Origin of the sequence: Vibrio ichthyoenteri ATCC 700023 (genome assembly GCF_000222605.1) — a bacterium.
Taxonomy (GTDB): domain Bacteria; phylum Pseudomonadota; class Gammaproteobacteria; order Enterobacterales; family Vibrionaceae; genus Vibrio; species Vibrio ichthyoenteri.
In genome coordinates, this window is record NZ_AFWF01000112.1 from 1 (window position 1) to 21,114 (window position 21,114).

Annotated in this window: 22 protein-coding genes and 1 pseudogene; 8 read left to right on the forward strand and 15 right to left on the reverse strand. The window is 44.3% G+C overall.

Going from position 1 to position 21,114, the window contains the following annotated elements:
* Window positions 1–135: 135 nt before the first annotated feature.
* The 8 genes from RH85_RS09565 to RH85_RS09600 all read right to left on the reverse strand — a co-directional run bounded on the left by RH85_RS09565 (window position 136) and on the right by RH85_RS09600 (window position 9,475).
* Window positions 136–1,050, reverse strand: coding sequence for a hypothetical protein (locus RH85_RS09565; RefSeq protein ID WP_006712015.1), 915 nt, complete (start codon window positions 1,048–1,050; stop codon window positions 136–138).
* 2 nt (window positions 1,051–1,052) lie between these two features.
* Entirely contained in the window at window positions 1,053–1,739 is a 687-nt protein-coding gene (locus RH85_RS09570) for a tetratricopeptide repeat protein (RefSeq protein WP_006712016.1), read from the reverse strand.
* 383 nt (window positions 1,740–2,122) lie between these two features.
* Complete coding sequence (locus tag RH85_RS09575) at window positions 2,123–2,854, reverse strand: DUF3726 domain-containing protein (protein ID WP_006712017.1); 732 nt, start codon at window positions 2,852–2,854, stop codon at window positions 2,123–2,125.
* Window positions 2,851–4,617: a hypothetical protein gene (locus tag RH85_RS09580; protein ID WP_006712018.1), complete on the reverse strand. Its 1,767-nt coding sequence runs from the start codon at window positions 4,615–4,617 to the stop codon at window positions 2,851–2,853. The genes RH85_RS09575 and RH85_RS09580 overlap by 4 nt, the downstream gene beginning before the upstream one ends.
* A gap of 134 nt (window positions 4,618–4,751) precedes the next feature.
* Window positions 4,752–6,347: a BCCT family transporter gene (locus tag RH85_RS09585; protein WP_006712019.1), complete on the reverse strand. Its 1,596-nt coding sequence runs from the start codon at window positions 6,345–6,347 to the stop codon at window positions 4,752–4,754.
* Between the two features lie 119 nt (window positions 6,348–6,466).
* Window positions 6,467–7,453 carry a membrane dipeptidase gene (locus tag RH85_RS09590; RefSeq protein ID WP_006712020.1) on the reverse strand — a complete coding sequence of 329 codons (987 nt, stop codon included), beginning with the start codon at window positions 7,451–7,453 and terminating at the stop codon, window positions 6,467–6,469.
* A gap of 39 nt (window positions 7,454–7,492) precedes the next feature.
* On the reverse strand, window positions 7,493–8,983 hold the full coding sequence (locus RH85_RS09595) for an aldehyde dehydrogenase family protein (RefSeq protein WP_006712021.1): 1,491 nt from the start codon (window positions 8,981–8,983) through the stop codon (window positions 7,493–7,495).
* Window positions 8,984–9,076: 93 nt separating this feature from the next.
* A complete protein-coding gene (locus RH85_RS09600) occupies window positions 9,077–9,475 on the reverse strand; it encodes a RidA family protein (protein ID WP_006712022.1) in 399 nt (132 codons plus the stop codon).
* Window positions 9,476–9,641: 166 nt separating this feature from the next.
* On the opposite strand from RH85_RS09600, the gene RH85_RS09605 reads away from it, so the two are divergent.
* The 3 genes from RH85_RS09605 to RH85_RS09615 all read left to right on the forward strand — a co-directional run bounded on the left by RH85_RS09605 (window position 9,642) and on the right by RH85_RS09615 (window position 12,337).
* Window positions 9,642–10,517 (forward strand): LysR family transcriptional regulator, encoded by an 876-nt coding sequence (locus RH85_RS09605; protein ID WP_006712023.1) that lies wholly within the window; start codon window positions 9,642–9,644, stop codon window positions 10,515–10,517.
* Window positions 10,518–10,638: 121 nt separating this feature from the next.
* Complete coding sequence (locus RH85_RS09610) at window positions 10,639–11,676, forward strand: linear amide C-N hydrolase (protein ID WP_006712024.1); 1,038 nt, start codon at window positions 10,639–10,641, stop codon at window positions 11,674–11,676.
* Window positions 11,677–12,133: 457 nt separating this feature from the next.
* Entirely contained in the window at window positions 12,134–12,337 is a 204-nt protein-coding gene (locus RH85_RS09615) for a hypothetical protein (protein WP_006712025.1), read from the forward strand.
* 207 nt (window positions 12,338–12,544) lie between these two features.
* Here RH85_RS09615 and RH85_RS09620 read toward each other — a convergent pair whose 3' ends face one another.
* From RH85_RS09620 to RH85_RS09635, 4 genes are all read right to left on the reverse strand, one after another.
* Window positions 12,545–13,825: a DEAD/DEAH box helicase gene (locus RH85_RS09620; protein WP_006712026.1), complete on the reverse strand. Its 1,281-nt coding sequence runs from the start codon at window positions 13,823–13,825 to the stop codon at window positions 12,545–12,547.
* Window positions 13,826–14,040: 215 nt separating this feature from the next.
* Window positions 14,041–14,313 (reverse strand): hypothetical protein, encoded by a 273-nt coding sequence (locus RH85_RS09625; RefSeq protein WP_241210379.1) that lies wholly within the window; start codon window positions 14,311–14,313, stop codon window positions 14,041–14,043.
* 19 nt (window positions 14,314–14,332) lie between these two features.
* Complete coding sequence (locus RH85_RS09630; RefSeq protein ID WP_006712028.1) at window positions 14,333–15,361, reverse strand: methyl-accepting chemotaxis protein; 1,029 nt, start codon at window positions 15,359–15,361, stop codon at window positions 14,333–14,335.
* A gap of 536 nt (window positions 15,362–15,897) precedes the next feature.
* A complete protein-coding gene (locus RH85_RS09635) occupies window positions 15,898–16,281 on the reverse strand; it encodes a DUF2541 family protein (protein ID WP_006712029.1) in 384 nt (127 codons plus the stop codon).
* Between the two features lie 251 nt (window positions 16,282–16,532).
* On the opposite strand from RH85_RS09635, the gene RH85_RS09640 reads away from it, so the two are divergent.
* Both RH85_RS09640 and RH85_RS09645 read left to right on the forward strand, forming a co-directional pair.
* Entirely contained in the window at window positions 16,533–16,877 is a 345-nt protein-coding gene (locus tag RH85_RS09640; protein WP_006712030.1) for a rhodanese-like domain-containing protein, read from the forward strand.
* Window positions 16,878–16,994: 117 nt separating this feature from the next.
* On the forward strand, window positions 16,995–17,450 hold the full coding sequence (locus tag RH85_RS09645) for a DUF417 family protein (RefSeq protein WP_006712031.1): 456 nt from the start codon (window positions 16,995–16,997) through the stop codon (window positions 17,448–17,450).
* Window positions 17,451–17,671: 221 nt separating this feature from the next.
* On the opposite strand, the pseudogene RH85_RS22735 reads toward RH85_RS09645, so the two are convergent.
* Window positions 17,672–17,794 (reverse strand): annotated as a pseudogene (locus RH85_RS22735) (NAD(P)/FAD-dependent oxidoreductase); the annotation flags it as partial.
* 464 nt (window positions 17,795–18,258) lie between these two features.
* On the opposite strand from RH85_RS22735, the gene RH85_RS09650 reads away from it, so the two are divergent.
* The 3 genes from RH85_RS09650 to RH85_RS09660 all read left to right on the forward strand — a co-directional run bounded on the left by RH85_RS09650 (window position 18,259) and on the right by RH85_RS09660 (window position 19,948).
* On the forward strand, window positions 18,259–18,843 hold the full coding sequence (locus RH85_RS09650) for an HdeD family acid-resistance protein (RefSeq protein ID WP_006712033.1): 585 nt from the start codon (window positions 18,259–18,261) through the stop codon (window positions 18,841–18,843).
* 238 nt (window positions 18,844–19,081) lie between these two features.
* A complete protein-coding gene (locus tag RH85_RS09655) occupies window positions 19,082–19,528 on the forward strand; it encodes a DUF3429 domain-containing protein (RefSeq protein ID WP_006712034.1) in 447 nt (148 codons plus the stop codon).
* An 18-nt stretch (window positions 19,529–19,546) separates the two neighbouring features.
* Window positions 19,547–19,948 carry a thiol-disulfide oxidoreductase DCC family protein gene (locus RH85_RS09660; RefSeq protein WP_006712035.1) on the forward strand — a complete coding sequence of 134 codons (402 nt, stop codon included), beginning with the start codon at window positions 19,547–19,549 and terminating at the stop codon, window positions 19,946–19,948.
* 107 nt (window positions 19,949–20,055) lie between these two features.
* Here the strand turns inward: RH85_RS09660 and RH85_RS09665 are convergent, their stop codons facing one another.
* A complete protein-coding gene (locus RH85_RS09665; RefSeq protein ID WP_006712036.1) occupies window positions 20,056–20,415 on the reverse strand; it encodes a DUF3316 domain-containing protein in 360 nt (119 codons plus the stop codon).
* Window positions 20,416–20,775: 360 nt separating this feature from the next.
* The coding region (locus tag RH85_RS09675; protein ID WP_006712038.1) for a DapH/DapD/GlmU-related protein at window positions 20,776–21,114 on the reverse strand (339 nt) is incomplete at its 5' end.

The window sequence follows — 21,114 nt, forward strand, 5'->3', positions numbered from 1 at the left end:
TATAACCTATTTTGATGCATCTGATACCCTTGAAACGTATTTAAAAGCAATCTCATAGAGAAAATAAAGCGGGCACTATGCCAGAGATTATTGAATTAACCAGTGATCGATATCACCGTTTATATGCAACGTTACTTATTTCAACTCTATGGCTTCAATAGCAAAACCGATCGGGGATAACTGTCCGGTCGCTTTCGCTTGAGTGCCTGCTTCAATGACTTGCCAATAGGCTTTATTTTCCAAACAAATCGATCCTGAAAATTGCTCTAAGCGCACCGAGCCTTTGCAGTTTTTACCGTAGTAATCACGCGCCTTGTCGGCAAAGACAATATCCACTTGGGCGGGTTTGGCGTCTAAATAGTGCCAAATACTCGCGCCACCCAGCATCAAACCACACGTCAGCACCAGGTTCCCCACGACTAAGCCAAATATTTGTCTTGGCAGACTTTGCCCCATCATTTGTGCACGTTCACGGGTTTGTTTTGACAGCATTTTTGGTAGCAGCATCGCGCCACTGACTAGATAGACTACCGTAGCAACTGGCCATATTTGTTCGAACACTTCATCGTGCCAAACTAGGTCGGAGAAAAAGAACAGCGACAAAAGCCCCGATACCGCGCAGAGCACCACACTGAGAGCCATAATGTTGGCGACTTTTTCTCGCACTACTAGTGGGGGGAAGTATTGTTCAATGAAAGCGTTCTTACCTAAAACTAAGACTTGCTCAAGATGCGCTTCAAGATCACAACGCGAGACTTGGCCGAATTCTTTCTTACGAGCTTTACCCTTATCATCTTGATAAAGGAGATTGAGAAGACCACTCTCTGCATCGATGACATCATAACTAAACTTAATTTGGCTCTGATTTACCTTTGCCTCGGCGATAAGTAATGGCAGTACAATGCCCTGCTCGCCTATTTCAGCGAGATCCACCTCAACGCCCTGCAAAATTTCCGAAAGTGCGGCTTTTAACGCTCGTTTACTGGTAATAACGTCAGACTGGCGAGTTTGTTCATCGGCTAGATGCAAGGTCAACGATTGAATATACATAGTTAAAATGCCCCTTCGAGTAACGCGCTGAAAGAGTTATCGCTTTCACCTTGCCAGATATGTTGATTTTTATTGCCATTGTATTGCACCTGCGCCCGCGCCTTTTCCTGCGGTGTCATGTTGTCAGCCGCTTGTTTAACTAAGGCCGACGCACGTGAAAAGCCGTTTTTACGCGCGTAACTCGCCCAAACATAAGCTTCCGCATATTGACCATTATTGAGATACATCACCGCTTGATTATATTGAGCGACAGGTAAAGATTGATAGGCCGCTTTTTGCTGCCAATATTGAGAAAGTTGCTGGTTTTTTGTCACATAATCGCCAAGATGATACATAAGGCTTAAGTAATATTGTGCCAAAGGATGATCAGAGTTCTTACTAAACCACTGATAAGAAAGTTTGAAATGGTCTTCAACCTTAGAGTCATAATAATAGAGTGTCGCTAAGGTGATTTGGCTAGGCACATCACCTTGCATCGCTGCAGGCTCAAAGAACGCCCGCGCTTGCGCATATTGCTTATTGTCCATTAAGGTAAAGCCTATCTGACGCGCTTCTTTTACCGAGACAGTAGCGGCATATCGTTCGATGCCAGAGAGGTGGATACCTTCCGATTTGAATAAAGAAAAGACAAATGCGACGACCAGCGTGTCGATGATGGTGACTCCGGCTCTTTTTAGTTTATTGACCACAACTACTCATTATCCGTAATGATAAAACCGCTAAGCTATTAATAATAAAACATCATCATAACTTATTGTTTATTTGGATTTATTTAATAAGTGCTCATTCTATACAGCCAGATAATGACATGCCACTAATACCAACAAGTTTATCGTATTGTTTAATGGCAAGTTTTGTTCACGCCTTAGATTCATCGAGTGAAATGGTACACAGTCGGCTATTTCTCGCTTGTTCTTAAATTTCGTCCTCCACATCACAAAACCGATCCAAGCTCAAATTTACACATTGTTGCCGAATCAGAAGTGTTGCCCGCGACTACGGGAGACAAAAACGAAAACGGCACTGTTTAAAGTGCCGTTAAATAGGATATTGGCGTCTTATTCAAATCAACTTAGACAAGTTCACCCGCCCCTTGAATTGAACGCTGACTGTTTTCGACTAAAAATACCGCCGCATTTTGCTTCAGGGTCGCCCACTCAGCATCATCAACAAAAATGCCATCTTGCCACGCGCTTTGCAGTGCCTGCTGCAGTTCTTGCGCTTCAACATGAGTCTGGTACTCATGTTCACCTGACGGAAGGTTGAAATCATCAACCGACAATTCAATCGTCAGTGAATGTAAGCTCGCTTCATTATCCGTCGTGAAATCGGAAAAATAGAGCTCCGGAGCGATGCAACCTCGGTTCAAAACATACAAGGTACGTTTTGGAGATGAACCGTTATCCCAACACGCGCGGCATGCGATACCTTTGGCCGCCAATTTGACTAACTCACTGTAGGCTAGCCAACGATTGTGACAACGGCTTAAGGTGACACTAACCGTTTTCGCGCCCACCATCTTTTCAAGTACATAATCAATCACCACGGGCAAATGGCACGCGACGCTACCACCATGTAGGTCAATGGTAAATTGCCCATCAGCAAGGTTCTCTATTGCCACCGGACTATCATCTTCAAGGCCTATATAGCAACTGGCATTATTAAAATGGCGAACGCCATGAAGACCCACCATTTGCAGATCCGCCACCATGTTGGCAATAACATCGCCTTCACCACAGCTACGGCGCATGCCCACGAAGGCTTTATTCACCGCAGCGACCAATTCATTATGCGAAACGATCATAGCGTTGTTCCTCCATCATCATGCGTACTATCAGAGTTTGCTGCATGGTGATCGTCAAAATAAACGTCATTGAAATAAACATCATTCGGAAGTAATGGGAATATCCAATTATCCTGATAGCTTGGGTCTTGAATTTCATCCAGTAACGGCGAGCCTTGGAAGAACGTAACTCGTACCCAACGATCAGAACGTGGATCAAACTTTGTCGCGCCAAAAATCGCTAGCTTGCAACGCAGTAAATGCATCGGCAGCGCATCTTCACGCAATACATTCATCTGAATATCACCCATTTCTTTATGGCCAAGAGTCCAGACCCGACGTGCAATCGCGCGATATTTAGGCTCACACAGTAAAAATTCTGCCAACGGGATATCTGCAGAGTAATGACGTAAAGCGTGGTATAAACGATTCACTTGGCGAGCAATATCAAGCGCCAACTCTCGATCTTCTCCTACTTCTTCCCCTCGTACACCCATACGAGGTTCTTCTTTATCTTGCGAGCGGTACCAGAACCAATAATTATTTTCCGCGAGCATAAAGTCTGCCTCAATTGCCCAGCGATATTTCTCTTCTAGCAACGCAAGCAAATCAGCTGTTTTTTTACCGTTCGCCAAAGATAAGCTTTCATCACAGTTCATTTGCTCTGCGAAGCCATCTACTAATTCCGGGTAAAGCTCGATAAGGCAAGACAGTAATATCTCCTGAGTCTCTAAGCTCAATACTTCCGTTTGCTCCACCAGCTCACGCCACGTCGCATTGTGTTGGATATGGCTATCAAGCTGCCTGTTTAACTGAGCAAGCTCATCCATTGCCGTTAGGTTAAGCCGATTCTGTTGGGGGTTAATCGTAATGACTTGTTGTAGATGAGACGATGCTTTCGCCAATAGGTCATACAAAGGCGCGTAATATCCCATTTCACATGGCATAGACAATACTTGAGAAAGTGCCCGCTCTCGGGCTGTCATCCATTGATCGACCACACAAGGGTGATTGATCAAATACGGCGCCATACCAAGGCCTGTCGCATTCCCAACGCCTAAATATCGCTGTAAGCCACGATGCAGCGTTGCTGCTTGAGCGCCACCTTGTTGTTCTGCCAAATAATGGACCCAGTCTAAACTGAATTCACGAATCAAGTAGACGGCGCACATTTGCGCGCTAAACGATTGACTGAAATCGGCATTGTTCTCAAGCAATTTGAAATCGGCAATACCAAATTTGCCATTACCATATACCGCAGTGGTACGAAGTATATAGCCCACTTCGGCCAGCTCTTGAGGATCAGGTTGGGTGCCTTGAGCTAAACGAGAGACGATGTGTTCAAAAACTCGAACGCTTTTGTTTGCGCGTGCAAGTACCAATACTTTGTTCGGATTACGCCCTGCTTCTTGCAACGGAACATTCGCTCGTAGTTGTTCTAGCAAAGGAATATCAACATCACCGTACACCAGCGCAAAAGTCACATCCCACTTTTCCGCAATCACTCGGTCATTGCGTTCACTGTCGGCAATTTGGTCACAAAAAACCACCAAATGATAGACATGCTCTGGCGTCACCAGTTTATAAATCACATGGCCAAACCCTTGCGGGCACAGTTGCCATTCATGCTTAGTCACACGCCATTGTTGTTGTGCCATTTTGCGAATCAAACTGCGCACAAAACTAATGCGACTTTGGTGCATGGCACCTAGCCTGTCAGGAGCCATGACGATTTCAGCTTTACGCATTACCGTCTCGGTATCGGTTGAACGATGTGCATCCATTTTGCTCACCACCTAATTAATTATAAGTATTGTGATACCGGCTAACGGTGTTATTCACTCATCATGCCAGTACTAGGTTTTATGCGGGCCAATCTCTCCCGCGTTTCATGTTATTGGGTTGTCTTTTGCTCAGGCTATAAGCCTTGATCTTTTGCCATCTTGACCGCGATATTAGGGGCATTCCACAGCGACGGTAGCAAGATAAGCGACACAGGAACTGCGGTGATTACGATGAACGATTGCAAGGCAGAGATCCCCCCGAACCCTAGCGAAATCAAAATCAGCGCCGTTACCCCCATCATTACCCCCCAAAAGGTGCGAATCACCGCGTTTGGCTCTGTATCACCACTGATAACCACACTGATGGTGTAGGTCATTGAGTCACCCGTCGTTACGATAAAGATGGTCGTTAAAATCAAGAACAGAATTGAAGTCACCAACGGCATTGGCAGCTGTTGCGTGACCGCTAATAACGCCCCCGGAAGGTTGAAGCCTTCAAACGCAGCACTCACACTGCCTGGATTAGCAATTTCAAACGCAAGGTCTGAACCACCTACGATGGTGAACCAAAAACAGGTCGCTAGAGGCGCAATAATACTAATGGTAACGATGAGTTGACGAATAGTGCGTCCACGTGAAATACGCGCAATAAAAATCGCCATCATTGGGCCATAACCCAAGAACCAACCCCAGAAAAATACCGTCCACCAGCTCAACCAGCCTTCATCGCCACGATAGGTCGCCATCGGGATGAAATTATCCAACATGCTGCCCACGCCTTGAATGTAGCCATTAAAAATGAAGCTAGTTGGGCCAAAAATGAGGATATAAGCCATCAATGCAACCGCGAGGATAACGTTGTAGCGGCTAAGCATTTGCATGCCTCGATTCAATCCGCTCAGCGCTGACAAGGTATACAAGGCAATGGCAAATAAAATAATGATCAGCTGTGTAGTAAAACCATCAGGAATATCAAACAAGGCGTTTAACGCGTAGCTAACCTGCAAACCCAAAAAGCCGATTGGGCCAATGGTGCCTGCAGCAACAGCGATGATACAACACGCATCAATCAAAGCGCCTGTATGGCCTTTAAGCGCTCGTTCACCCAACAATGGGTAGAGTAATGTACGCGGTTTTAGTGGCAGCCCTTTATCATAATGAAGGTGCATCACCACTATCGAAGTTAAACTCCCAACAATAGCCCAAGATAAAAACCCCCAATGCATAAAGGATTGAGAAAGCGCATTAACTGCAGCTTGTTGTGGATTATCTTGCACGCCGTAGAGTGGTGGTGGACTCACATAGTGCGCAATCGGCTCTGCCGCCGCCCAAAACACGCCACCACCGGCTAGTTGGGTGCAGAAGATGATTGCCATCCAGCGAAAACTATCCATTTCAGGTTTGGCCATTCCACCTAAGATCACTTTGCCTGTTCGCCCTGCCGCTAATCCAAGACCAATAAGAAAAGTGAGAAGAAGTAGTAATTGCCAGTATGGGCCGAAGATTTTTATTGCCCAGCCGAATCCCGAATTAACGAAAGACGAGAGAAGGTCACCATCATAGAGAGCAAACCCTACAAATAAGGCGATAAAACCGCCGCTGTACCAGAACGCAGGGTTATCCAACCCCAGTTTTTCTGCTGAACTTTCGCTGCGTTGAGGCAGCGTTACAGACTTCTTTGAAGAGGATTTCGCCGAAGTAGTTTTCATGCTATCAGATAAATCAGACATACTCTGACTCCAGAGGTTTTATGTAGCGCCAATACGGTAATGCTTATATCGGCTGGCAACAAAATGTGTATTTCACACCTGCTCTATAATTATGATTGTGGCAGTGTGCATTCGTTGGTTTAGCTTGGTTCAAGTCCTTGTTGTAAAAAGCGGAACCAGTTATCTCCAATAACTTGTCCTGCCTCAGATTCGCTGAATCCATGTTGAATTAAGCCTTGGTAAATGTTCTCCATTCCTTGGCTACCACTAAACCATGACAGAGCGTCAGGCCAGCCTGAATTACTCGCCGATCCTTCGCCGTAGTCCATCGCTTTTGACCAACGTCCATTACGCATCCATTCAAGCACTTGCTGTGGTTGGTTTAAGCATAAATCGCTGCCAATACCCAAGTGCTCGACGCCAACCATATCGGCTGTTTTCGCCACCATCTGGCAAAAATCATTCAGCGTACATTGGCTACCATTAGGCAAATGGAATGGATAGAGGCTAAAGCCAAGCAAGCCACCACGTGCTGCCAGTGCTTTGATCACAGCATCCGATTTATTGCGTAAAGCATCATGAGCAAAGGTAGGGTTAGCATGGCTGATGCAAATTGGGCGAGATGAAAGTTCGATCGCTTCAAGCGTAGAGCGCTCTGCGCTGTGTGACATGTCAATGATCATGCCGACGCGGTTCATCTCTGCGATGGCTTGTTGACCAAAACGGGTGATTCCTGTGTCGTTTTGTTCATAACAGCCCGTGGCGAGTAAACTTTGATTGTTATAGGTCAACTGCATGATCAGCAACCCCTGACGGCGCATCACCTCAATCAACCCAATCTCATCGTCAATCGGTGAACAATTCTGAGCCCCAAGCAGCACACCAACTTTGCCCTCCGATTTCGCAATTTCGACATCCGCAATTGAGTGAATCGGCATGATCAGATCCGCGTTTTGCTCAAAACGCAGGTTCCATTCAGCGAAGCGGCTTAAGGTTTCTCGAGCATTTTCATGATAGACAACCGTGGCATGCACAGCGGTAATACCGCTGGCTTTGAGTGTTTGGAAATACTCTCTATCCCAATTACAATACTGCAGTCCATCAATCACGATCCGTTGCTGGTACATAAACCTTCCTCACTTATTTTTACTGACCTTTCACTGCGCTTAATATGGGCGTTGATAAGCCGTTTTCACTACGGTGTAGAACTCTTTGGCGTATTGGCCTTGCTCTCGAGGACCAAAGCTCGACTCTTTGCGACCACCAAACGGTACGTGGTAATCGGTTCCTGCTGTCGGTAGGTTAACCATCACACAGCCCGTTTGAGCCTGCTGTTTGAAAATGGCGCTGCTACGTAAACTTTGCGTAATGATGCCGCCAGTTAGGCCAAAGCGTGTGTCGTTAACCGTCGCGATAGCTTCATCTAAATCCGCTACGCGAATCACGCTCGCCATCGGAGCAAAGACTTCCTCTTGGTTCACTTCCCAGCTATTTTTCGTGTTAACAAACAGGGTTGGAGACATGTAATAGCCTTCATGTAGCATGGTTAAACGCTCGCCACCAAACGCTAGTTCTGCCCCACTCTCTTTGGCTTTATCAATCCAGGTTAAGTTGGCGTCCAACTGCTTACCATCTACAACTGGCCCCATAAAGATGCCTTCGTCGAGTGCATGACCAACTTTCAGCTCACTCATACGCTTAATCAACGCTTCCACATAGGCATCATGAATGCTGTCCATCACCACAAGACGCGAAGATGCGGTACATTTCTGCCCTGCACCTGAGAATGAACCGGCGATCGTCGCTTCGACTGCAATTTGAATATCGGCATCATCGGCGATCACCAAGGCGTTCTTACTGCCCATCTCAAGCTGACAGCGAATGAAGTTAGGTGCCGTGGCTGCCGCAACTTTTCGACCCGTATCTACCGAGCCGGTAAAGCTAACACCATCGATCTCTTTTGAGTGAATGAGCGCATTACCCACACTCGAACCACCACCTAAGATAAGATTGAAGGTACCAGCAGGTAAGCCTTGTCGATGAATGATCTCCGTTAATGCTACGGCACTTGCCGGGGTTAGATTTGCTGGCTTCCAAATCACGCTGTTACCAAAAGCTAATGCAGGGGCAATTTTCCATGCTGCCGTCGCCGTTGGGAAATTCCACGGTGAAATAATGCCTATCACACCGACGGCTTCGCGAGTCACTTCAACTGACACGCCCGGACGAACTGAAGCAGCGTTGTCACCAATCTGGCGTAGAACTTCTGCCGCAAAATACTGGAAGAATTGCCCCGCGCGGTAAATCTCGCCACGACCTTCGGCAAACGGTTTTCCTTCTTCACGCGCCAGCAGTGTGCCTAGCTCATCACAACGGCTGATCAGCTCATCACCAATCGCTTGTAATACCGCTTGCTTGCGTTCAATTGGTGTTTTTTCCCACTCCGGTTGCGCCTGTTTTGCTGCTGAAATCGCTTGTTGAACCTGTGCTTCACTCGCTTGCGCAAATTCCCCTAGATTCTCAGAAATATCCGACGGGTTGATGTTGCTCACCGTACTGACACCGGATTGCCATTCACCGGCGATATAAAGCGCGCTTTCTGCCGCTACGTTGGTCAGTTGAGTAAACGTTTTTTGCGTGTGTTTATGTTGAGTCATGATGCTTTCCTTGTTCGCTCTGGCGGCTACCGATCTTCCTAGCCAGTTGATACACGATTAAATGACAAACTTAGTTTGAGTGTGGCGTGGTCGTTATTGCGGCTGTGAGGCACTCGCATAAACAACAAACTCCACCAGCATTTCCTCACGAGCAAGCCCTGCTACTACGATTGCTGCACGGTTGGGGTATGGCGCTTCAAAATACTCAGCGTAAACCTCATTGACCGTTTTCAAGTACTCTCGATCGGTGACATAAATCAGAACTTGCAGCACCGAATCTAAAGACTCACCTGCACACTCCAAAGTGTGAACAAGGTTGTTAAAGGTTTGTCTCGTTTGTGCTTCAATACCGCCAGTCACCACAGAGCCGGTATCATCAATCGGGATCTGTGCTGTATATAAGGTGCCATTGTTAACAATCGCCCATTCAAGAGGAGCCTTAGAGGCAAATAGCGCTGTTTTCACCGGGGTCTTTTTATTGTGCTTATCCATCAAACTTCACCCTTGCAATAAGATATGTAACCAATATGTTTCTTGATGGTTAAATACTGCGCTTTGACATTCGATAAATCTAACGGTAAATTTTTTACATTTGATTAGTTTTATTTATCACCATAAACAAAGTAAGGCGAATAAAGGGCTGACAGGAGTCGTATCAATGAGTATTAAGCTGCAACAATTGAAGCATTTTGTGATGGTGGTAGAAGAAGGTGGGTTTCGCGCGGCATCAAATCGAGCCAATCGCTCACAAGCGGCGCTCTCTACCTCAATAAAAGAGTTAGAAAAAATCCTTGGTCAACCGCTGTTTGAAGCAGGAAATAAAGCAAAATTGACACCGTTTGGCAAAATCTGTGTGCCAAAGATTGTGCAGTTTTTAAATGTTTACAGCGCGCTCGATAACGATCTGCGTGCAGCGGCGGCTGGCCAACAGGGCAAAGTGCGAATTGCTAGCGTACCATCAGTGGCCGCCAAACTCATTCCAAGCGTACTCGCAACATTTTGTCAGCAATATCCTGATGTTGAAGTGAGTTTGATCGATGATAACGCAGCAGGCGTAGCTAGCCGTTTACTCTCTGGCGAAGTGGATTTAGCGGTCGGTAATTTTACTTACATGGACGATCGTGCGATTGATTTTACCCCACTGATTTCCGATCCTGTCGGTGTGGTGTGTTTGCACGACAACCCAATCGCTGCTCACCCTGAGGGGATTGGATGGCAAACGCTTCTTGAACAGCCATTTATTCGTAATGGCACCTGCACTCTACTCGATCCGACACCGGCACGAGTATTAAGTGAACAAGCGCTCTATTCTGTGGAAAATATCACCTCACTCTTTTCAGTATTAGAGCTCGGTATTGGCGTGACGACTCTACCAAAAATGGCTTTTCCAACCAATGAAACACGTCTAGTGTGGATTCCACTCATTGATCCCCCTTTGGAACGCCAGATCGGGATTTTCCGTTTAATGGATCGAACCATTTCACCCCAAGCACATGCTTTTCACGAAATGTGTATTGAATATTTGTGCTGTTAACCACCCAAGGTGAGTCAGTCTCTACGAATTAAATGATGGGTTTGACCCATCATAATGCAATTTCTCGTCAACGCTATTTCAACTATGATGGCCTTGTTCCCCAATAAACGAGGCCACATTTATGAATAAAAAAGTCCTTTCTAGCGCGATTATTGCGACCTTTTCTATCGGCATGGTGACAGCAGCGGAAGCTTGCACTCGATTATTGTGGGACACAGAGAACAACGGTACCTTTGTATCACGGACTCTCGATTGGTCTGAGCAAACCGACCCACACTTAGTTAATCTGCCAAAAAGCAGTTCATATCTAACCCATTTTGATCACAACAATCAGCTAGCGAGCAAGTTCGATATTACCGGCATCACCACTTACGGCGTGATCACTGATGGTATCAATAGCGCAGGCTTAAGTGGCAACATGCTGTATGACCGTGGGATGGCAACCGAAGATAGCACTCAAGACGGCGACTTTGGCGCATTAAATTACCTCACGCATCTGCTGGCTCAGTTCGCAACGGTGGAACAAGCCGTCACCTTTATTGAAGAGAACCCGGCCAAAACTGAGTTTATCGAAGGTGTGCCAATTCGTATCGCGCTGCACATTAGTTTGCAAGACACCAGCGGCGATTCTGCAATCATCGAGTTTAGAGAAGAAGGCCCTCGCATTTGGCATGGGGAGCAATATACAGTGATGACCAATCAACCCGACTACGATCAGCACTTAGCCAATGTTGAACGCTCAAAACGCGGTTGGGGCGAACAGGAAAAGCAATATTCTCAAACCAATTTAGGCACCGGTGGTAACGCGAATCCAGAAGATCGCTTTATTCACTCTAGTTACTATATGGGGCACTTAACCGAGCCAAGCAGTATCATTAATGGCATGCTCAAGCTCGATTCAGTTACCTATAAAATTCCCCATGACGCGCCCAACGTACCCATTGATGGCGTCATGGCTGGCTACGCCACAGAATATGCGGTCAATTACCATCTACAGTCAGGCGAAACCTTGATGCGTTACCAGTGGGGCGATGACTACACCCAACTGCAATACAATGTGCAAGAGATTCAAGCGTCTGGTAAACAGATTGAGTTCAAACTGGTCCAGCCGGGCTTAATTGGCGAAGTAACCCAGCAGATCATTAAATCTGGTCGTTAAATTTCGTCGCAACACATTCGACTCGCCCTACAGTCTATAGGGCAGTCGCTACAATTTAGGGTTAGGCGGTGAGCTCATTAGTGGCTAGTGACTCACGGCTTAACCCTACTCTTTTGATTCATACTTATCTTCTTTGCGTACATTCATAAATGCTTGTTAGCGTAACGCTTTATTACCTAGATTAAGCCTGATAGGCCTCGCCTGCCTCAAAATTCAGTGGATAAAAAACGATAGGCCAAACTTGGCGCTGCGAGTCAGACCTTCGAACTCTATACGACGGTTTTGCTGGATCGCGCCTCCTCTGCGAGGTTGCATAGAGCGATGTTAAATGCTGTTAAGAAAATATCCGCGCTCATTTTCTTTGATGTCACAATGATTGATTTATCCCATCATAATGGATTATTAAAAACGAATATTACCTGCTAACTTATCAGTAAAATGAGCAGGGGGACGTAATATGATGCATATTCTTTCGTTTAATAAAGACCTGAGACAAGCGCTGTTTGGCATTCTTTGTTTTTTAGGTATGGTCGTTATGCTTCACTTTTACATACAACAATCAAACATTAATGATACTCACTTTATTGATGCTCACCATGAATCAATTGATATGCCAGTGCAGTGGCAAGTCAATTTGAAAGAACATCTATTTCGTCACTAAGCGATTTCGTTGCTAAGCGCTAAATAAAGTCTGGTTCGCCCGTCGGGTCAGCATTGATTCTTCATTTCAAGACCGCATGATTGCATCTGAATTCGTTGAAACTCATGTCCAGCAGAAGTTCATTAACCCTCCCCCCAAATAAAAAGGCGATACCCATTGGTATCGCCTTCTGCTTTTATTCTTGTGCCAATGACGGCAACAATAAGATTATTTGTTCTTGTTGCGGATCATGCGCATCAAACGGCTACGACGCTCAGCATCACCTTGGTTTGAGTCGCTTGGGTTGTTAGTACGCGTTTTACGGTTTTTAAATGCTGGCTTAGAGTGCATTTTTTCAATTAGCGCATCACGGTTTTTCGGCTCGTAACCTTCCAATTCTTTACGGTAGATACGTTGACCAATCAACGTTTCTACTTGCTGCAGTGTCAGTTCTTCTTCGCGGTTTACAAATGAAATCGCGTTACCTTTTTGTCCTGCGCGGCCAGTACGACCAATACGGTGTACGTAGTCTTCCGCTAGGAATGGCATATCAAAGTTCACTACGTGCGGTAGGTTTTGGATATCAAGACCACGAGCGGCAACATCCGTTGCGATCATCACGCGTGCTTTACCTTCTTTAAACTCGTCTAGAGCACGACGACGTGCGCTTTGCGCTTTATCACCGTGGCAAAGAACCGCTTTGATACCGTCTAACTTTAACTCTTTGACTAGCTCGTTCGCCGTCTCTTTGTAGTTTACAAAAACCAATACTTGTTTCCAGTTTTTGCGGCCAATTAGCTCAGACAGTAGTTCGCGTTTACGCTCTTGCTCAACTGGGTATACCACGTGAGCAATGGTTTCTGCCGTGGTGTTTTCACGCGCAACCGCAATACGTTTAGGTGCACGTAAGATCTCGCCCGCCAGTTTGTTCATTTGCGCCGAGAACGTCGCTGAGAACAACATGGTTTGTGGCTTAGTCTTCACGCCTTGCATGATTTTTTCAATTGCAGAGATAAAGCCCATATCCAACATACGGTCTGCTTCATCAAACACTAAAAATTCTAGGTTAACCAAAGAGACGTTTTTCAGCTCAAGGTGTTCAATCAAACGACCTGGAGTTGCGACAAGAATATCAACACCCTGCTCAAGCGCTTTTTGTTGAGAGGCCATTTTCTCGCCACCGTAAATGGCAACACTCTTTAGTTCAGTGTATTTGGTGTAATCACGAACATTTTGTGCAATCTGAGCAACCAATTCACGAGTTGGAGCCAAAATAACCGCACGCGCTTGGTGACGGTTGCGTGATTTTGGTTTATCTAAAATGTTTTGAATGATTGGCAACGCAAATGCAGCCGTTTTACCCGTACCAGTTTGAGCATTGGCAAGAATGTCATGGCCACGACGAGCCATAGGAATCGCTTGCTGCTGGACTGGGGTTAATTTCTCGTAACCACATTCAGTGAGCGCTTTTACGATTTCTGAAGAAAAATTTTGTGATGCAAATGACATATCTTGTTCCTAAAACTAGCGGCTAATACCAAACATAAGCATAACCAAAAACACGGTCGCAGATTATAGAGCAGAACCCACACGTTGGGGACTTATTTTAAACAAACACTCAAATAATTGACAGATTACCGCCCTAACAAGGCGAGAACAGGCTCAACTTTGTCGCATAATGCAAATTTAACCCACCATCGCCACCCATAAAATTTGAAACTGGCTTATTGGATCAGATTGACCAAGTGTTCATTCTCTCGTTTCAACGAATAACAACCACGATAAACACGCCTAATTTCTTTGATGCGCTCATGAGCGGTTTTCGCATAAAACTGATTTAAGTATACCGAAGATTGCGGATAACCCATCTCTTGAGCCGCACGTTCATACATACTTTCTATTTTAGTAAAATCTTGCTGTTTAAACTGCTCAGTAAAATCTTGGCAGGTGATCGCGCCACGTACCGACAACGAAACAAAACCCAGCAGGATGGCCATTGTTACGCTCAAAGTTCGGCTATTGCGCATCAATTTGCTTCTCGTGAGTAAACTGTTTCATCTTCACTATGATTGTGCTGATATAGGCGTTTTTTTCTTGAATTGATTTAGCATTCGCCAAGCTGTTATCCAGTTTGCTATAAACGTCTTCGATACGCGAAGATAAGTCACTCGTCACTAACGTTTGGTTAGTTGAGGTTTCGTGCACAACCGCATTGATCAATGCCAACTTCAATGTGCTGGTATTAATGCTCTCAAACGCTTCGTTGAGGTGTTTTGACAACGCAAATGACTTCTTAATTATTGCTTGGTTTTTATTAATATGATCTTGCGCTTTAGTACTATAAGCAGTGAGTTTTTCAACTGCATCTTTGATCACTAACGTACTTTGCTGAGTTTGCATTGATAACTTACGCACTTCACTTGCGACCACAGAGAAACCTTTACCATGCTCACCTGCGCGCGCCGCTTCGATCGATGCATTCAAAGCCAATAATGAGGTTTGATTGGAAACCTGATTGATGGTGTCTAGAACAAGATTGATATTGCTTGAACATGCAAACAGTTTGCTAAAAATCTGTGCCGAGTCCTCAATAGAGTTAAAAACCTGCATCGCTATTTGGCTATCGTATTCCATTAAACGGCGACCGTTTTTTAAGTCTTTAAGCACCTGTTCCGTAGCATCATTTGCCACTGAAGCTTCTTGACTCACGCTGAGAGAAGTTGATGACAACTCAACCGTCGATGCTGAAATTTGTTCTAGATCGAGAAAGCATTGTTCCGTTTCTTGAACATTTTTATTTAAGCTTTGATAAGACGATTGGTAAGACGAATGTAATTCATTGAGAAAATTCCCTAGATCCGAATTTACTTCTGTTAATTTTAGTCGAGCACGAATAAGCAATACGGAGGTGACCACTGTCATCGAGGTGAATATTGCCACAAGAGCGCTGGCAGTGTGACGATCAAGCTCAAGACCAATGGAATACATTGATGGCGTGACGATAGAGATTAAAACAGTTAACACAGAGAGGAGTTTGAGGTTCATTTTTATATAGCCTAATCGTTATACTCAATACAAATACGGCAATCCTTCCATCTGCAAATAGAACAACATTGTTCTCACTCGTTGCTCCTATCAACGAACGTTTTGTATTTTTTTTAAGCAGCAATATCGACATTCAGCAAGGCTTTTGTAGGAAAAATCCTAATGTCCTTACCTAGCTAACATTGCCAATCAAGAATAAAAAACGCACAACACACAACAACAACCGCCATATGCCGCTACGAATATCCAACAAACCAACCACATGAACACCCACAAATCCTTTAAAATTCGTGAGACTGTGCCGACTTTTCCTGATTTATACAAAATACCCCATCACCATACCGTTCTGGTTAACGTTGTTCTTTTTTGACTTTTTATCGTTTCGATTAATTGTAATTGTTATCCACAATTGCAGATTTTATAACCCTCATTAAGAAGCCTCAAATAAACGCAATCAAACTCCGTTGCGGCAATCACTCATTCAATGGCAAAAAATGAACAAAAAAAAGCCACCTCGCTGGTGGCTAATCTCAAATCTAGTCTTTTTCTTTTCCGTAAACTCTCACGCCACCAGTGGAGCGCTCCGAATTACCGTACACATCGATGCTTTTCACGCAACGACGGTAACCGAAATAGCGCCAATCGCTTTTTTCATCTTCTTTAAAATCACGGTAGAAGTTGATGGTTTTGCTTTCACCATTTTGAAATTTCACCACCGCTTTACGCAAGTTGATATCACGCTCGGCCTTAATTTGGATTGCGTTAGTGCGGCGACAAATCACCATTGGGATTTTAGCTGCACTTTTGCCATGCTCTAATAAGATAGTACGGCCTAGCGTAAACTTATCGTCCGCTTGCGCTTGAGTGGTAAATAACGAGGCCGCCATAAGCGAACCAATTAGAATGGATTTAATTTTCATGAATTGTACGTTAGTGAACAAAGTGCGCGCATTCTATGGATTTCTGGGATTGAGTGTTAATAGTATTTTTACCCAAAGGCAAAATATCACCTGCCGCTGACCTAACGCTTACAATAAATCAGTATGACTATTTTTTTACGTTTAGTTTTACCAATCACAGCATCGTTACGATGAGATCCTCTAAAATCAACATTGTGATATGACGTCTCTGCATAATCACTGATTTTTATCTAAATTATCAAGGAACAACCATGAACAAAGCTCTCATTGTACTCATTGCGATACTGAATTTGGCAAGTGCCGGCGCCCTTGCGTCTCCCCGAGCGGAACAAGGCTGGCAATGGATTGAGCAAGGAGCGCTGGTTGTTGATGTACGAACACCACAGGAATTTCAAGCTGGCCACCTAGACGACGCTATCAACTTCCCTCTTTCCGATCTCGCACAACACTTTGCTAATATCGATAAACAGCAAGCCATCGTGGTGTATTGTCGAAGTGGCGCACGATCAGGCCGAGCGTATGACTATTTGATCTCTCAAGGCTTTACTCAAGTACACAATGCCGGTGGCTTTGAGGAGATGCAGCAAAGCCGTTAAAACACAGTCGTTGAAGCTAAGTGGTTAAAGCTAAGTAGTTAAAAAGTGACACGACATTCGAAATTTTTCTCCAACTTCAAAGGTCATCTTCTGGCCTATTGAATTTGGAGTAAAGTAATGCAAGAACAAACAATTGCAGTTAAACATAATAGTATTAACGGAAATGTCGGCTATACACTCGGTGTGATTGGGGTTGTTTTAGTGCTGGTGTGGATTGGCGTTTATAAATTTACACCAACAGAAGCGGCACTGATCAAACCGTTAGTGGAGAATCACCCTTTAATGGGCTGGATGTACTCCATTTTGTCAGTACAAATGGTCTCTAACCTTATCGGTGCAACTGAAATCATTGTCGCGGCTGGCTTGTTAATTGGTTTGTCTAAACCAAAAATAGCCTTCTATTCTGGTATCGCGGCATCGATCATTTTCCTTGCTACGCTAAGCTTTTTGATCACCACGCCCAATACTTGGAAAGTGTCTGACGGCATACTCGTTAGCAACTTTTTCTTGGTCAAAGACATTCTCTTTTTGGCCATCGCAATCAGTGTTGTCGAGCGTAACCGCGAGCATTAAACAAACAGCCTTTAAAAGAACTCGCAATAGCATAAAGGGCGGATAAACCGCCCTTTGTATTTCTTGCTCTGAAAACTCAATTTATGCTGCTCTGAAAGGTTAACAATGAGTGCTAAGACGGCGAGTTGTAACACGCAGTTCAGTGTCCACTTCATCTTACTGCCACTTATCAATCACCAATGACGCGATCAAATCTCCCTCAACATTAACCACCGTTCTAAATGGTGACTTGCTGGTTCAACCAAAATGACTTCATGCTCACGACGTCGCGCAAAACTACGACCTAAGCGAGTGACGAGTTCAAGACCTGCGGCACCGCCGCCAACGACAACGATTCTAGACATCGTGCTCTCCAATTGTGCTTACAGCACTAGGTTCACCCTAGATAACGTGAAAATACTGTTGTGACATGGAGCACGCAAAACGCACACATCAACTGATGGCGCACACTATATTGCCTGATGTTTTTTTTATAATCCGAGTAAGTCACAAATGACTATTACCTATTTGTAGTAATAATTTCAATCTTCGAGATAATTTCAACTTGAATCTCCAGCACACTAAACAAACCTCAACTAAACTTGAAAGCAAAATAAAGAGCCACGTGCAATCAATAGGTTGCGCTATTGCTCCCCTAAATCGTAACCCTCGGTTTAGGTTAACTCTGCGGAAGACTCGTTACGCCTCATTTTAAGCACTACAACCGACAAAAATGGAATTTATAGTTGTGTATTAATCAGTTGTAGAGCGATGAAAGAGGCGTAAATTGGATTCATCAGATGAATTAAATAACGCAAAGGAATTCACGATGAGCGAAACACAACAAGCTAACTCTCAAATGACAGCTCAGACACTACTATCAAAAGGCTGGAAATGGTTTGCTATTGTCGGAGTGCTAGTCTCACTGGCAGGTATCGCAGCAATAAGCCTACCTGTTGCAGCAGGTATAACTATCACGACCATTGTCGGTGGCATCTTCCTATTCAGCGGTTTAGTACAGGCATACCACACCTTTAGTATTCAAGGATGGAAAGACAAAACTTGGTATGTTCTCAGTGCACTTTTGTACATTATCGGTGGTTTATTTATTCTATTCCAACCTCTCGCTGGGCTAGTAACAATGACCATGCTGATGGTGGTTGTGATGATGTTCAATGGGGCAACTCGAATGATCTTCGGTTTTCGAAACCGCTCATTACCTGGTAGTAGCTGGATCATTTTAAGTGGCCTCATCTCACTATTGATTGGCGGTTACTTCTTCTCTATGCTCAGCGATCCTGCATTCTCGCTCTCACTTCTGGGTATTTTTGTCGGTATTTCACTCATTTTTGAAGGCGTGAGCTTCATATTCCTCGGTTTACAAATGCGTAAAGCAGCGAACTTAGTTAAATAACACGATTAGGTTATACAGCAATCAATGACGTAATGATTGAATAGGCTGCTAAGTATTACGATAAATACCTTTTCATTCATCCAATGACTCACTAGCCACAAAGTCTCACTTTGTGGCTTTTTAGCATTGTCACTTTTGAACCTTGAACCTTGAACCTTGAACAAGATTGTCGGAATAGAATAAGGCAGTCGAAATAGAGCAAAGTGATCGAAATAGACTGAGCAGCGTATGCGACTGCATGGTTAACATTTTAGGCTTCATGGGTCTTATCCCATTTGTATCTATACCCATCATGATCTGGATTCTTCAGGATCAGGGTTCCCTGTCTGGGTATGACATCACAAACACCAAGACCCATCTGCTCTACCTGTTCACTCTATACAGTGGCGGTATTGCATTGTTCATGGCAGGAGCGATTTGGGGTCGTACCGTTAATACTAACCCGACAAAAGCGCTACCATTGGTTGCTTCTAACATTATTGCTCTGTTTGTCATCGCACTGGGTTTACTGTTGGTAGACTCGATTTGGTTTGTCATTGTGGGCTTGATGCTTGCGCATGGTTTAAATTGGGTTTTCGAACCTCGCCAATTGCATCCTAACGCCGAAAGGCATTATGTATCATTAAGATCGGTCTTAACGTCGATCGTGACACTTTGCCATGTGTGGATTTATTGTCTTTTCTAATGGATGGGAGTGATAGATATGATGACGCGATTGAATACAGACAGTAAACCGATTATTTTTTATGACGGCTCCTGCCTCCTATGTGTGAAAGAAATGACGAGTTTAAAGCAACAACTCAATGACAATGTCATCTTCATCAATATTCTCAACGCAATAAAAATGGAGGATCACCCCTCTATAAGGCTAGAAAACAGCTTGAAAATACTCCACGTGATAGATCATACCGGTAAGCTTAGGCTTGGAGTGGATGCCAATGTCTATTTGTGGGAATTTGCAGGTCAAAAACCATTACTCCGCCTGTTAAGATGGCCGATTTTTCGCACCATCGCCAACGCAGGATACTGGTGCTTTGCACGATATCGTTACCCACTCTCGCGAATAATCACCGGTCGAGCGCGCTGCAAACAATGTGAGCTATAGAGCAAAGAGAGAGTTCGTTGTAGTGTCTAGCCAGCCTAAAAGAGAGCGTATGTACGGCAGACATACGCTCCACAAAGCCTTTCAAATGCTATAAGTCCATTGCCCAATTAACGGTTTCCTGGCTCACGCATTCTAAACTCATAACGGACATTAAGGATCGGTTGGTAAACAATCTGTCCATCGCCTTGTAAGTATTCATCAACCGTGACACTTGAATTGGTAATCTCAAACGATTGGCGATCGACATAGTCAAACACGCTGGCAAACTCTTTATATAACTCTGGGGAAGATTTACGGTTATAGTCTTGGATCATCATACGCCCTACATCATAGGCGGCTTGCTTGCTGACTACCACGTCACCTTGGATACTTTTAACTTTACTTTCCCAATGATATCCCCCAGCAAAAACGGTGGAAGATGCGAATACAGTGACGATTAAACTTGTTAGGGTAATGAATCGGTTCATGCTGTGCTCCTTGGTTATCTCTACATCTATCGTTCTACGACTCAATGAACGAGGTAGTCATAAAGACCAAGGCAAGCGTAATGCTATTTCAATTAATATTTTTTATTTATTCCACGGATATAGGGAAATTATTGAGGTTCAGATTTTGCTTGAAATAAAAACACAGATGAATCCATTAGTTATGACTCAGTGCATAAAAAATTAAAAACAAACGCCCCTTTTGATATGGCATTTGGATATTAAAACGCACTGAATATTACTCATAATTATATAAAATAGTGCAATAGATGACCGTTTATCTAAATCAGTATTCATACCATTTTCGAATACAATCGATTATCTATCGTTATTGTAATAGCGTTATATTTCAAGAGCACAATCAGAAAACTTAAGCTGCTTATAATAAAATTTTCTGTCGTGGTCGCTAATCTCTCTTAACACTCGGCAAGGATTACCAACAGCAACAACGTTAGCGGGAACATCTTTCGTCACAACGCTGCCTGCACCAATAACGCTATTTTCACCAATGCTGACACCCGGTAGAACGACCACATTAGCGCCGATCCATACGTTGTCTCCGATGAAAATGGGGACATTAAATTGGGCGATGTGCTTTCTGATTGTGGGATCAATGGGGTGACCGGCCGTTGTTAAAGTCACATTGGGACCAATCATGACGTGGTGTCCAATCGTAATGAT

What these genes read in the sequence shown, in the direction of transcription:
- RH85_RS09665 (WP_006712036.1), bottom strand. Translation starts at nt 20,415, where the DNA reads ATGAACCGATTCATTACCCTAACAAGTTTAATCGTCACTGTATTCGCA.
- RH85_RS09615 (WP_006712025.1), top strand. Translation starts at nt 12,134, where the DNA reads ATGATGCATATTCTTTCGTTTAATAAAGACCTGAGACAAGCGCTGTTT.
- RH85_RS09650 (WP_006712033.1), top strand. Translation starts at nt 18,259, where the DNA reads ATGAGCGAAACACAACAAGCTAACTCTCAAATGACAGCTCAGACACTA.
- RH85_RS09595 (WP_006712021.1), bottom strand. Translation starts at nt 8,983, where the DNA reads ATGACTCAACATAAACACACGCAAAAAACGTTTACTCAACTGACCAAC.
- RH85_RS09610 (WP_006712024.1), top strand. Translation starts at nt 10,639, where the DNA reads ATGAATAAAAAAGTCCTTTCTAGCGCGATTATTGCGACCTTTTCTATC.
- RH85_RS09590 (WP_006712020.1), bottom strand. Translation starts at nt 7,453, where the DNA reads ATGTACCAGCAACGGATCGTGATTGATGGACTGCAGTATTGTAATTGG.
- RH85_RS09655 (WP_006712034.1), top strand. Translation starts at nt 19,082, where the DNA reads ATGGTTAACATTTTAGGCTTCATGGGTCTTATCCCATTTGTATCTATA.
- RH85_RS09640 (WP_006712030.1), top strand. Translation starts at nt 16,533, where the DNA reads ATGAACAAAGCTCTCATTGTACTCATTGCGATACTGAATTTGGCAAGT.
- RH85_RS09635 (WP_006712029.1), bottom strand. Translation starts at nt 16,281, where the DNA reads ATGAAAATTAAATCCATTCTAATTGGTTCGCTTATGGCGGCCTCGTTA.
- RH85_RS09645 (WP_006712031.1), top strand. Translation starts at nt 16,995, where the DNA reads ATGCAAGAACAAACAATTGCAGTTAAACATAATAGTATTAACGGAAAT.
- RH85_RS09605 (WP_006712023.1), top strand. Translation starts at nt 9,642, where the DNA reads ATGAGTATTAAGCTGCAACAATTGAAGCATTTTGTGATGGTGGTAGAA.
- RH85_RS09575 (WP_006712017.1), bottom strand. Translation starts at nt 2,854, where the DNA reads ATGATCGTTTCGCATAATGAATTGGTCGCTGCGGTGAATAAAGCCTTC.
- RH85_RS09660 (WP_006712035.1), top strand. Translation starts at nt 19,547, where the DNA reads ATGATGACGCGATTGAATACAGACAGTAAACCGATTATTTTTTATGAC.
- RH85_RS09620 (WP_006712026.1), bottom strand. Translation starts at nt 13,825, where the DNA reads ATGTCATTTGCATCACAAAATTTTTCTTCAGAAATCGTAAAAGCGCTC.
- RH85_RS09580 (WP_006712018.1), bottom strand. Translation starts at nt 4,617, where the DNA reads ATGGATGCACATCGTTCAACCGATACCGAGACGGTAATGCGTAAAGCT.
- RH85_RS09565 (WP_006712015.1), bottom strand. Translation starts at nt 1,050, where the DNA reads ATGTATATTCAATCGTTGACCTTGCATCTAGCCGATGAACAAACTCGC.
- RH85_RS09585 (WP_006712019.1), bottom strand. Translation starts at nt 6,347, where the DNA reads ATGTCTGATTTATCTGATAGCATGAAAACTACTTCGGCGAAATCCTCT.
- RH85_RS09625 (WP_241210379.1), bottom strand. Translation starts at nt 14,313, where the DNA reads ATGGCCATCCTGCTGGGTTTTGTTTCGTTGTCGGTACGTGGCGCGATC.
- RH85_RS09630 (WP_006712028.1), bottom strand. Translation starts at nt 15,361, where the DNA reads ATGAACCTCAAACTCCTCTCTGTGTTAACTGTTTTAATCTCTATCGTC.
- RH85_RS09600 (WP_006712022.1), bottom strand. Translation starts at nt 9,475, where the DNA reads ATGGATAAGCACAATAAAAAGACCCCGGTGAAAACAGCGCTATTTGCC.